This window comes from Arthrobacter sp. JCM 19049 (assembly GCF_001310435.1).
Genome location: NZ_BAXF01000052.1, coordinates 1 through 10,335 on the forward strand (window position 1 = coordinate 1; position 10,335 = coordinate 10,335).

Annotated in this window: 16 protein-coding genes and 2 pseudogenes; 10 read left to right on the forward strand and 8 right to left on the reverse strand. The window is 67.3% G+C overall.

All coding sequences use genetic code 11. The features are described from left to right. The 3 genes from JCM19049_RS04380 to JCM19049_RS04390 form a co-directional block, all read right to left on the reverse strand. Positions 1 to 310: TetR/AcrR family transcriptional regulator (locus JCM19049_RS04380; RefSeq protein ID WP_306420675.1), on the reverse strand; the 310-nt coding region annotated here is incomplete at its 3' end. A 47-nt stretch (positions 311 to 357) separates the two neighbouring features. Continuing rightward, positions 358 to 666, reverse strand: coding sequence for a hypothetical protein (locus tag JCM19049_RS04385; protein WP_279402446.1), 309 nt, complete (start codon positions 664 to 666; stop codon positions 358 to 360). A 96-nt stretch (positions 667 to 762) separates the two neighbouring features. Next, positions 763 to 1,158 carry a GyrI-like domain-containing protein gene (locus JCM19049_RS04390; protein WP_374700230.1) on the reverse strand — a complete coding sequence of 132 codons (396 nt, stop codon included), beginning with the start codon at positions 1,156 to 1,158 and terminating at the stop codon, positions 763 to 765. Positions 1,159 to 1,506: 348 nt separating this feature from the next. Here JCM19049_RS04390 and JCM19049_RS04395 point away from each other — a divergent pair, with 348 nt between their 5' ends. Beyond that, a complete protein-coding gene (locus tag JCM19049_RS04395) occupies positions 1,507 to 1,998 on the forward strand; it encodes a TetR family transcriptional regulator (protein WP_054820925.1) in 492 nt (163 codons plus the stop codon). A gap of 89 nt (positions 1,999 to 2,087) precedes the next feature. Here JCM19049_RS04395 and JCM19049_RS04400 read toward each other — a convergent pair whose 3' ends face one another. The 5 genes and pseudogenes from JCM19049_RS04400 to JCM19049_RS18595 form a co-directional block, all read right to left on the reverse strand. Beyond that, on the reverse strand, positions 2,088 to 2,711 hold the full coding sequence (locus JCM19049_RS04400) for a thymidine kinase (RefSeq protein WP_054820926.1): 624 nt from the start codon (positions 2,709 to 2,711) through the stop codon (positions 2,088 to 2,090). Positions 2,712 to 2,721: 10 nt separating this feature from the next. Next, positions 2,722 to 3,513 (reverse strand): amino acid permease, encoded by a 792-nt coding sequence (locus tag JCM19049_RS18575; protein WP_374700231.1) that lies wholly within the window; start codon positions 3,511 to 3,513, stop codon positions 2,722 to 2,724. A gap of 73 nt (positions 3,514 to 3,586) precedes the next feature. Continuing rightward, positions 3,587 to 4,058: pseudogene (locus tag JCM19049_RS23145) on the reverse strand (amino acid permease); the annotation flags it as partial. A gap of 186 nt (positions 4,059 to 4,244) precedes the next feature. Continuing rightward, a pseudogene (locus JCM19049_RS23150) lies at positions 4,245 to 4,660 on the reverse strand (hypothetical protein). Between the two features lie 33 nt (positions 4,661 to 4,693). Further along, positions 4,694 to 5,524, reverse strand: a complete 831-nt coding sequence (locus JCM19049_RS18595) for an aminotransferase class V-fold PLP-dependent enzyme (protein WP_279402450.1) — start codon at positions 5,522 to 5,524, stop codon at positions 4,694 to 4,696. Between the two features lie 124 nt (positions 5,525 to 5,648). Between JCM19049_RS18595 and JCM19049_RS18600 the strand changes: the two genes are divergently transcribed. From JCM19049_RS18600 to mgtE, 9 genes are all read left to right on the forward strand, one after another. Then, entirely contained in the window at positions 5,649 to 5,885 is a 237-nt protein-coding gene (locus JCM19049_RS18600; protein WP_279402451.1) for an Lrp/AsnC family transcriptional regulator, read from the forward strand. Further along, positions 5,882 to 6,133, forward strand: a complete 252-nt coding sequence (locus JCM19049_RS18605; RefSeq protein WP_279402452.1) for an Lrp/AsnC ligand binding domain-containing protein — start codon at positions 5,882 to 5,884, stop codon at positions 6,131 to 6,133. Before JCM19049_RS18600 ends, JCM19049_RS18605 begins: the two co-directional genes overlap by 4 nt. Before the next feature lie 101 nt (positions 6,134 to 6,234). Further along, a complete protein-coding gene (locus JCM19049_RS04420; RefSeq protein ID WP_054820927.1) occupies positions 6,235 to 6,639 on the forward strand; it encodes a hypothetical protein in 405 nt (134 codons plus the stop codon). A 16-nt stretch (positions 6,640 to 6,655) separates the two neighbouring features. Continuing rightward, complete coding sequence (locus tag JCM19049_RS04425; protein ID WP_054820928.1) at positions 6,656 to 6,925, forward strand: hypothetical protein; 270 nt, start codon at positions 6,656 to 6,658, stop codon at positions 6,923 to 6,925. A 73-nt stretch (positions 6,926 to 6,998) separates the two neighbouring features. Further along, positions 6,999 to 7,820, forward strand: coding sequence for a HAMP domain-containing protein (locus JCM19049_RS04430; RefSeq protein WP_054820929.1), 822 nt, complete (start codon positions 6,999 to 7,001; stop codon positions 7,818 to 7,820). Continuing rightward, positions 7,817 to 8,074 carry a HAMP domain-containing sensor histidine kinase gene (locus tag JCM19049_RS04435; RefSeq protein WP_054820930.1) on the forward strand — a complete coding sequence of 86 codons (258 nt, stop codon included), beginning with the start codon at positions 7,817 to 7,819 and terminating at the stop codon, positions 8,072 to 8,074. Before JCM19049_RS04430 ends, JCM19049_RS04435 begins: the two co-directional genes overlap by 4 nt. Then, entirely contained in the window at positions 8,071 to 8,739 is a 669-nt protein-coding gene (locus JCM19049_RS04440) for a response regulator transcription factor (RefSeq protein ID WP_054820931.1), read from the forward strand. Before JCM19049_RS04435 ends, JCM19049_RS04440 begins: the two co-directional genes overlap by 4 nt. Before the next feature lie 164 nt (positions 8,740 to 8,903). Then, complete coding sequence (locus JCM19049_RS18610) at positions 8,904 to 9,275, forward strand: hypothetical protein (RefSeq protein WP_279402453.1); 372 nt, start codon at positions 8,904 to 8,906, stop codon at positions 9,273 to 9,275. Further along, entirely contained in the window at positions 9,170 to 10,258 is a 1,089-nt protein-coding gene (mgtE, locus tag JCM19049_RS04445; protein WP_279402455.1) for a magnesium transporter, read from the forward strand. Before JCM19049_RS18610 ends, mgtE begins: the two co-directional genes overlap by 106 nt. The last annotated feature ends 77 nt before the right edge of the window (positions 10,259 to 10,335 follow it).

Consider the following 10,335-nt stretch of genomic DNA (forward strand, 5'->3'; position numbering starts at 1 on the left):
CGCGAACCGTGCGCGTAGGCCATGTGCGCGTGGTCCAGGTACGCGTCCACCACCGCCAGCACCCCGGCCTGCGCCCCGCGCTGGCGGCCCAAACGTTCATGGTAGAGCTCCAGCACTGCTGGTGGCGCCGCTCAAGGTAGGCGGCGACCAGCTCGGCCTTGGACCCAAAGTTGTTGTACAGGCTCATTTTCGCCACCCCGGCACCCTGGATGATCCCGTCGATGCCGGTGGCGGCGATCCCGTTCGCGTAGAAACGCTGCGCCGCTTCCTGCAGCAGCCTCTCCCTGGCACTGATCAGTGGGGACATCATCCACCTCCACTAGACAGACTAGTCTAGAACCTGTGGTGGCCCAGGAACTATGACGGCCGCGGCGACGCGTCCGTGATCAGGCGCAAATCCCCCAGCAGCGGATGGTCCTGGCCGAACCAGCAGATCTCCACCTGCTCCACGAACCCTGCCTCATGCCACAGCAGCACCTGCGCCGCGCCGGGGGTCTCATCGATCTGCGCATCGAGAGGTAACGGGTTTTCCACTCCCGCCGGCAATGGGGCCGCAGCGCCCCGGCGGGTCAGGACCAGGCACTGGCCGCAGTGCGGGGCGGCTTCGACAAGGCAGGCGGCAAACTGACTGGCCAGGATCGAACTCAGCGCGGGCAACGCGGCCACGACCTCCCGCAGAAACCTGTGCTGAGCCGCGACCTGCCTCACCGGACGCCTGCCCCTGCCCCTGACCACCTCTGGGGCGCTGGCCCCGGGGCTCCTTCATGTGCCGGTCACCGGTTGGCGCAGGATGGTGCGCAGTTTATCCGGCGCACTGCGCCGGATATCACTCAAATAGATTTCGTGATGCCGCCCGGTCAGCCGCAGGCCGGCATCCGCTGCGTGGGCATGCAGCTGCCCCATCACCCCGCCCTCGTCATCGAACGAACCCACATGCAGGGTCTGCAGACACGTTCCCTCCTCCAGGCGTTCCAGACGCACCTGATCCAGCAGCGGACTGGCGCCGCTGGCCCCAATTTGCTGGCGGGCCAGGTCCAGCAGGGACGCATCGATCCAGTCCGGGACCATGGTCATCATCGTCCACAGCCATTGGGACTTGTCCCGCCGGACGGTAAAGGCCCCCATGTCCTCGGCCCACCACAGCCCCTCCAGGGGCATGACAACATAGTCCCGCCGCAGTTCGTTCTTGCTGTGGAACTTGAGTTTGTAGGCCAGCGGAAATAGGGCCCCGATGCCTGCGCAAAGCGCGGGGAGGTGTTCGGGTCACCGTGCCCGTCAATCATCAGGTACTGCAGGGCGGGCACCGCAATCCGCTGGACGCGTCCGCGCGGCGCACGATATGCCTCGATCTGCCGCTTGAAGTCCACCTTCGCTCCCACTGCGGCTCACCCCTCCCCGTCATGGGCGCACGGCCCTGAATCCTGGTGTCCAGACTACCCAGGTCACCTACCCAGCGGCAGGGGGCCTAATGCGCAGGGCGGGACAACTGCCCCTAGACTGGTGGGTATGGCCCTAACTCAGTCGGCGGTGGTGAGCACCGCAGTGGATATCCTGCAGCGGTTTGGGTTGGCCGACCTGTCAATGCGCCGCCTGGCCCGGGAACTGGACGTCCAGGTGGGGGCGCTGTACTGGCACGTAAAGAACAAGCAGGAACTGCTCGGCCAGGTCGCCGCTGCCCTGCTGAACACTCCGCAGCTCGCGGTGGATCCCACCGATTTTGCGCACCCCCGCGATGCGCTGCTGCAGTTGTGCCGCAAGCTGTATCTGACCCTGCTGCCCATCCAGGACAGCCCGGAGGTGCTTGAGGTGGCCAGCGCCCTGCAGGTGACCGGCCTGGCCCCGCTGGCCCAGCTGGATCGGCTGCTGCAGTCGGCCGGGTTGCCGGCCCAGGAGGCCGCGTTCGGCCGTCAGCTGCTGCTGAACCACATTCTGGGTCGGTGGCTACCGGCAGAACCTGGTGCAGTTGGACGTCAGCCACGAGCAGGCGGACGGGTTTGACTGGGCCCTGCAGCGGGCGGTCGCCGGGCTGTTGCCGAAGCCCACGGGCTGAGCCACAACGTCCCGCCCGCCGCAGGGCGGCAGGGAAACTAGCTCAGCTCCCCGCCGGATAGCCGCAGATAGCAGCCGGCACACAGCGACTCATACCAGACGTCCTCGCCGTCGATGGCGACCTGGTCCCCGTCGAAGACCACCTCATCGCCGACCCGGCGGGTGTTGAACATGGCCTTGCGCCCGCAACGGCAGATGGTCTTGAGCTCCTCAAGGGAGTGCGCCAGCTCCATCAGCCGGGCCGATCCGGGAAACGCGTGGGTCCTGAAATCGGTGCGGATGCCGTAGGCGAGCACCGGCACGTCATCGAGCACCGCGATGCGCAGCAGGTCATCAACCTGGTCACGGCTGAGGAACTGGGCCTCGTCCACGAGCAGGCACGCCACCGGCGGGGCATCCACGTGGGTCAGCAGCGCCTCGGGGTCCTCCCCGGAGGCGAGGGCCGCGAACTGCTCGCGCAGGTTGTCCGCGGGACCAACCACGAAATCAACTTCCCGTTCCAGTCCCAGCCGGGACACAATCGAGCTGTCCCCCTTGGTGTCGACCCCGGGCTTGGCCAGCGCGATGCGCTGGCCGCGCTCCTCATAGTTGAACGCGGCCTGCAGCAGGCTGGTCGACTTGCCCGAGTTCATTGCCCCGTAGCGGAAATACAGTTTGGCCACTGACGCTCCCTTAGCTCGTACCGGATGGCCCGGAAGCCACGGTTCCCGAGTGTAGTTTGTCCGCCCGGCGCCCCAGGAATCGGTAAATGATGCTGATCACCACCACGAACGGCACGCCAAAGACCAGGGTGAGGCGGAACTGTTCGGTGAACAGGGAGGTCACCAGCAGTCCGGCCAGCAGCAGCGCCCAGCAGCGAACCGGCCGGAAATCCGGGCAGCCGGAAGTCCGGGGTGGTGCCCTGCTGGCGATGCCGGCGGCGGAAGGCCACGTGCTGAGCAGGATCATCAGCCAGGTCGCCATGGCACCGAAGGTCGCCAGGGAAATCATGATGCCCATCCCGCCCTCGGGCACCAGGGCGTAGACCACCGCGGCGACCGCGATCCCCCCGGCGGACATCCACACCGCATGCACCGGGGCCCCGTTGGCCGCGACCCTGCCGCTGAGCGCCGGAGCGTAGCCGACCTCGGACAACGACTTCAGGGTGCGGGAGGCGGCGTACAGCTGGGCGTTCATGGCCGACAGCGCGGCCACGATCAGCACGAAGTTCAGCACCGAATCGGCGTAGGGGATCCCCACCACCTGCATCACCGTCACGAACGGGGATCCGCCGTTAAGCAGCTCATCGCGCGGGGCAATGCACAGGATCAGGCCCAGGGTGGCGATGTAGAACAGCAGCAGGCGCAGGAACGTGACCTTGAAGGCCCGGCGCACCGCCACCCGCGGCTGACGGGCCTCGGCCGCGGCGATCGCAATGACCTCCACCCCATATAGGAGAAGATCGCCACGATGACCGCACCCCATACCCCCAGCGGCCGCCAGCGAAGAACGGGGCCTGCGCGGTGTAGTTCGCCACCCCGTAGTCGGGATTGCCGCTGCCCAGCACCAGCCACCCGGCCACGATGATGAAGGCCAGCACGGCGAAGACCTTGATGGCGGAGAACCAGTACTCGGTGCTGCCAAAGGCGCGCACATTGCTCATGTTCACCCCCAGCAGCCACCGAGAACAGGACCACCCACAACAGCGGCTGCACCTGCGGGAACCACAGCTGCATGTACTGCCCGACCACACTGACCTCGGTCCCCACCGCCAGCACCAGCGCGGACCAGTACAGGTAGCGGGTCATGAACCCGGCATAGTTGCCCAGGTATTTTTGGGCGAAGAGGCCGAAGGAGCCGGACACCGGGTGCTGCACCGTCATTTCGGCGAGCGCGCCCATCACCAGCAGCGCGATCAGCCCGCCCAGCACGTAGCTGAGGATCACGCTGGATCCGGCCATCTCGATGCCCAGCTTGCTGCCCATGAACAACCCGGTGCCGATCGCGCCGCCCAGCGCGATCATGGACATCTGCCCGGAGCCCAGGGTGCGCTTCAGCCCGCCGCCGGTGGCGTGGGGCACCGTACTTTCTGACACGTACCGTCCTCGGATTCACAGTTCACCGCGCCCCACGCTGGGGCGCCGTGAACAACGCTACCGCGCCCACCCCAGGGGCCGCTGCCTGCCCCGGTCTTGGTCCCGGGACGCCAAGCTGGACTAGGTCACCGCGTTTCGACGCGTGAACTCCTCCCGCTGCCAGGCCCCGGTGTGCAGAACCTCACGCAGAATTTCCACCGCATCCCAGATATCGGTGCGCGAAAGGTACAGCGGGGTCACCCCAAAACGCAGCACCTCCGGTTCCCGGTAGTCCCCGATGACCCCGCGCTCAATCAGTGCGGCCATCACGCGTAGCCGTGGGGGTGGCGGAAGCTGACATGGCTGCCGCGCTCGGCGTGCTGCTGCGGGGTGACCAGTTCCAGTCCCAGTCCGGGGCAGCGTTCGCGCACCAGCTCGATGAACAGGTCGGTCAGCTCCAGGGACTTGGCCCGCAGTTGGTGCTGGTCCGCCTCCAGCGACACGTCCAGGCCCACCTCGAGCATCGCCAGCGAAGTGATCGGCTGGGTGCCGCACATGAAGCGGCGGGCGTCATCGGCCGGGGCGTAGTCTCATCCATGGCAAAGGGCTGGGCGTGCGACCACCAGCCGGAGAGCGGTTGCCAGAAACGCCGCTGGTGCCGGGCGTTGACCCAGATGAACGCCGGGGCGCCCGGCCCGCCGTTGAGGTACTTGTACGTACAGCCCACCGCATAGTCCGCGTCGGCCCCGTTCAGGTCCACCGGCACCCGCGCCGGCGGCGTGGGCCAAATCCCAGATCGCCAGCGCCCCGGCCTCATGGGCGGCGGCGGTGATGGCGGGCATGTCCCACATCCGCCCGGTGCGGTAGTTCACGTGGGACAGGGAGATCAGCGCGGTGTCCGGCCCCAGGGCGGCCAGCAGTTCGTCCTGGGTGTCGATCAGCCGTACCTCGTAGTCCACGCCGGTTTCGGTGGTGACCGAGTTCAGCAAATCCGCCAGGCCCTGGGCGATGTAGATGTCGGTGGGGAAGTTGTCCCGCTCGGTGATGATTACCCGGCGCCCGGGTCCGTCGACCTGCTGGATGCGCAGCGCCGAGGCCAGCGCCTTGAACAGGTTCAGGCTGGTGGTATCCGTGACCACCGTTTCCCCGGGGTTGGCCCCCAGCAGTGTTCCGAGCTTGTCGCCCAGCCGGGTGGGAAGCTCAAACCAGCCCGCGGTGTTCCAGGAGCGGATCAACCCCTGGCCCCACTGTTCGTTCACCACTTCGGCGGCCCGTTCGGCCGCCCCGACCGGCAGCGGCCCCAGCGAATTGCCGTCCAGGTAAATCACCGCCTCGGGCAACACAAAACGGTCCCGAAAGCGGGCCAGGGGATCCTGGCGGTCCAGGGCCTGCAGGGCTTCGCGACTGGTCTGAGTGCTCATCGTGACCTTTCAACAAACGGTGCGCCGGTGTCTGCGCGTGATCGGAGGTGAAACCCCATCATAGAATTGGAATCAAGATTGTGGTGGCGCAGCGAAGTTCTGCGCAAGAAGGGCCGGAGGTTCCGTGGCTGATTCGAAATTCCCCGTGCCCGAGGATGGTGCGTCGAATCCGGTTCGCGTCGATGCGACGGACCTGGCGATCCTGGCGGAACTGGGCCAGGATGCCCGTGTGGCCAACAACGTGCTCGCCGCCCGGGTGGGCCTGGCGCCCTCCACCTGCCTGGGACGGGTGCGGGCGCTGCAGGCCCGCGGGATCATCCAGGCTATGAGGCCCGCATCAACGAGAAGCTGCTGGGGGTGAGCGTCAACGCCATGATCTCCATCGTGGTCGCCGCCCATGCCCGGGACCGGATGCTGCCCTCGGCCCAGGCTCTGGGTGCGCTGCCCCAGGTGCGTGACGTGTTCGTGCTGGGCGGGACGCCGGACCTGCTGGTGCGGGTGGCCACCAGCACCATCGACGAGCTGCGGGACTTTGTGGCCCGCCACCTGGGCGCGAACCCCGCCTTTTCCTCCACCCAGACCAGCATCATCTTCGAACATCTACGTTGAAAACCGCCGGCGGACGCCGGGGAACGCTGGTGCAGGCCGGCGGGCCGGCGTGCGCGGCGGTTCTCATCCTCGTCTCATCTGGCTTGGGGAGAATGGATCACATGGGTAGGCAGGCAATCTTTCGCATCCTGGTCGTGGTGACAGTCATCGTGCTGCTCACCCTGGGCGCCGTGGGAATCGCCCACGTGCTTTCCGGGCCGACACAACGAGACCTGGGGCCGGGGGTGGTCGTGGACCAGCCGCCCACCGATCCGCCGGGCACCGGCAGCGACCCGTCTCCCGGGTCCGAAGAGCCCACCCCGAAGGTCGGTGACCCACCGGCCAGCGGAAAGGCCACACCCAAGCCAAGCCCCACCCCCAAACCCACCCCGTCGCGCTCCCACGGGCCGGTCAAGCCCCTGCCGCCCACCTCCCCCTCGACGCCGCGCGTCACCGATGACGATGACGACGACGATGACTGGGATGATGATCAATGGGACGATGATGACGACTATGACGACGACTAGGCCGCGCCAGCGGCGCATGCCCATCCGGGCCCAGGTGATCACCGGGATGATCCTGCTGGTGGCCATTGCCCTGGCCACCGCCGGCACGGCCATGTACGTGCTGGAGCGCCACGAGCTCAACGACCGGCTGGATGACTCGCTGATCCGCACCGTGGAGGAATACCGGGTGCTGGCCGAGACCGGGGTGGATCCGCAAACCAAACAGGCTTCCAGCACGCCGAGGACCTGCTGTACACCGCGATGCAGCGCACCGTGCCGGCCCGCTACCAGGGGATGCTGGGCCTGAGCGCCGATCAGCTGCAGTGGACCGCGCCGCATTCGGTGACACTGCGCCTGGAGGATGACCCGGAATTCCTGGAGTGGGCCAAGAACAGTTCCACCGACGCCGGGTGCGCATCGAGAATGTCTCCACCCAGCACAGCACCTACCGGGCCATGGTGGTGCCCATCCAGCTGGCCTCGGATCCCAAGCCGGCCCGTTTTGTGCTGGCCTATGACTACACTTCCGAGGTCCGGCACATCAACACCCAGATCATGGTGTTCATCGCCGCCGGGGCCATGGTCGTGGTGCTGGCCTCCATCGCGGCCTGGCTGATCGTGGGGCGGATGCTCGAACCCATCCGCCGGCTGCGGGACACCGCCCGGCAGATCTCCGAATCCGATGTCTCCTCCCGCATCGAGGTGACCGGCCACGACGAGTTCGCCGAGCTGACGGTGACCATCAATGAGATGCTCGACCGCCTGGAGGCGGCCCTGCAGTCCCAACGCCAGCTGCTGGATGATGTGGGCCACGAACTGCGCACCCCGGTGACCATCATCCGCGGGCACCTGGAGCTGATGGACGTGCAGGACGCCGAGGATGTGGCCCAGACCCGGGAAATTTCGCTGGATGAGCTCAAGCGGATGTCGCTGCTGATCAACGACCTGGTGACCCTGGCCGGGGCGAACCAGGCCGACTTCGTGGTCAGCCGGCCCTGCGAGGTGGGAGCGCTGCTGGATGACATCCTGGACAAGGCCCGGGGCCTGGGCGAACGGGACTGGCGCATCGGGCATCGTGCCGAGGCCAGCGTCAGGCTCGACGCCTCGCGCATCACCCAGGCGGTGCTGCAGTTAAGCGCCAACGCGGTGAAGTTCTCCAGCCCCGGCTCCGCATCGATTTGGGTTCGGCCTGGTGCACAATGACGGATCAGCCGTGCCTGCGCCTGTGGGTGCGCGATGGCGGGGTGGGCATCGCCCCCGATGACCTGCAGCGGATCTTCGAGCGTTTCGGGCGCGGGAAGAACAGTGAACGGGCCATGGGTTCGGGCCTGGGGCTGAACATCGTCGCGGCCATCGCCGAATCCCATGGTGGTAAGGTCTGGGTGGATTCAACCCCCGGAAGCGGTTCCACGTTCTACATCGACATCCCCCTAGCCGAAGGAGCCCCCACCCCATGAGCCGGATCCTGATCATCGAAGATGAGGCACGGATCAGTTCGTTCATCGCCAAGGGCTTGAAGGCCGCCGGTTTCGCCCCCGCCGTGTGCGACACCGCCGCGGACGGGTTCGAGCACGCCCAGAACGGCTGCTACGAACTGATCATCCTGGACATCGGACTGCCCGACGAGGACGGGTTCAGCCTGCTGCGCCGGATGCGCTCGGCGCATATCGATTCGCCGGTCATCATTCTCACCGCCCGCAACTCGGTGGATGACACCGTCACCGGGCTGCGGGACGGGGCCGATGACTACATGGCCAAGCCCTTCCACTTTGATGAGCTGCTGGCCCGGGTGCGGCTGCGGCTGCGCAGCGAGGACAACGGCGCGGACACCGCGGTGCTTGAGCACGGCAGCCTGCGCATGGACCTGCTGCGCCGGGTGGTGGAGGTCGACGGGGCGGAGGTGGATCTCTCGGCCCGTGAGTTCTCGCTAACCGAGGCGTTCCTGCGCAATCCCGGGCAGGTGCTCAGCCGGGAACAGCTGCTCTCCCGGGTGTGGGGCTATGACTTCGACCCGGGCTCCAACGTGGTGGACGTCTACGTGCGCTACCTGCGCAACAAGCTCGGCGGAGCACGCTTTGAGACGGTGCGCGGCATGGGTTACCGGCTCGCCCGGGAAGCCTAGCGGTTCCCGCCGGCGGGGGCGGCCGAACAGTGCGGCTGGGTGTTTGCTCGATGTCCACCGAAGGTGAATTGTAAGCGGCGCGGCCGGTGGCTACGGTGCTGGTGAGGGTTCGCGGCGCCCGCCCGAACCGGATACCAGGCAGAGCGGGATCACGGGAGCGCAGCGTGTCAACACAGATCATGAAGCAAATCGAGCGGACGCTGCGCAACGGACCGGGCGGGCAGGGCCCGCTGGTCAGCGTGGCCGACCACGCCCGGCAGCTGTCGGTGGACGAGCTGTCCTATCTCATCCAGGCCACCTCCCCCACCGAAAGCGCCGAACTGTTCCAGGCCCTGGACGCCGAGACCCGGCTGCGGGTGTTCCAGGACCTGGCCCCGGCCTACCAGGCAAGCTGCTCTCGGTGCTGCAGGGCCAGGACATCAACTCCCTGGTGGAGGCGTTGGCCCCGGATGACCGGGCCTCCCTGCTCGATCAGCTGCCCGCCGCCGTGCGGGAGGAGCTGCTCACCTCGCTCAGCGCCGACCAGCGCCAGATGACCGCGCTGGTGCTTGGCTACCCCCGCACCGCGATCGGCCGCTACATGTCCCCGGCCGTGCTGGGCCTGGATGAGAACTTCACCGCCGGGCAGGCGCTGGAGTACCTGCGCTCGCGGATCCGCGAACCAGAGACCGTCTACCTGCTGCCGGTGATTGACCAGGACCGGAAACTGACCGGAGTGATCGGGATCCGCTACCTCTTGGGGGCCGAACCCGGGGACCGGCTGGCGCAGATCAGCGATGTGCCGATCAGCGCGCGGGCCGATGAAGACCGCCGGGAGGTCGCCCGAAGGTTCATGAAGCACAAGCTGGTGGCGATGCCGATCACCGATGCCGACGGACGCCTGGTGGGGATGCTGACCAACGATGACGCCTCGGCGATCCTCGATGAGGCCGCCGCGCGCAGCGCCGCACGTTCGGGCAGCTCGGAGCTGATCTCGCGCTCCTACCTGAGCACCTCTGTCCTGCGTATTGTGCGCAGCCGCATCGTCTGGCTGGTCGTGCTGGCCCTCTCCGCGGTGCTCACGGTGCAGGTGCTGGAAATCTTCGAAGACCGCCTGGACCAGGTGGTGGCGCTGGCCCTGTTCATCCCGCTGCTCACCGGCACCGGCGGGAACACCGGCAACCAGGCGGCCACCACGGTCACCCGGGCGCTGGCCGTCGGAGACGTGCGGCTGCGAGATTTGCCGCGGGTGATCTGGCGGGAACTGCGGGTGGGCACCATTCTCGGTGCGGCCCTTGGATCCCTGGGGTTCGCGGTGGCCTCACTGGTCTACGGCATGGACATCGGCGCGGTGATCGGACTGACCCTGCTCTCCATCTGTGTCATGGCCGCCTGCGTTGGAGGGTTGATGCCCCTGCTGGCCAAGAAGATCGGCGCCGACCCGGCGGTGTTCTCCAACCCGTTCATCTCGACCTTCTGCGATGCCACGGGCCTGTTGATCTACTTTTCCATCGCCACCGCGGTCCTGGGCCTGAACTAGTCCCAGGACCGCCGGGGCGCCGCCACGGGCTACGGACGGGTCTTGGAGATCCGGCGTCCCGGCCCCGGAACCGCGCG

What these genes read in the sequence shown, in the direction of transcription:
- JCM19049_RS04390 (WP_374700230.1), bottom strand. Translation starts at nt 1,158, where the DNA reads ATGCCCCTGGAGGGGCTGTGGTGGGCCGAGGACATGGGGGCCTTTACC.
- JCM19049_RS04395 (WP_054820925.1), top strand. Translation starts at nt 1,507, where the DNA reads ATGGCCCTAACTCAGTCGGCGGTGGTGAGCACCGCAGTGGATATCCTG.
- JCM19049_RS18575 (WP_374700231.1), bottom strand. Translation starts at nt 3,513, where the DNA reads ATGGGGTGCGGTCATCGTGGCGATCTTCTCCTATATGGGGTGGAGGTC.
- JCM19049_RS18595 (WP_279402450.1), bottom strand. Translation starts at nt 5,524, where the DNA reads ATGAGCACTCAGACCAGTCGCGAAGCCCTGCAGGCCCTGGACCGCCAG.
- JCM19049_RS04420 (WP_054820927.1), top strand. Translation starts at nt 6,235, where the DNA reads ATGGGTAGGCAGGCAATCTTTCGCATCCTGGTCGTGGTGACAGTCATC.
- JCM19049_RS04425 (WP_054820928.1), top strand. Translation starts at nt 6,656, where the DNA reads ATGCCCATCCGGGCCCAGGTGATCACCGGGATGATCCTGCTGGTGGCC.
- JCM19049_RS04435 (WP_054820930.1), top strand. Translation starts at nt 7,817, where the DNA reads ATGACGGATCAGCCGTGCCTGCGCCTGTGGGTGCGCGATGGCGGGGTG.
- JCM19049_RS04440 (WP_054820931.1), top strand. Translation starts at nt 8,071, where the DNA reads ATGAGCCGGATCCTGATCATCGAAGATGAGGCACGGATCAGTTCGTTC.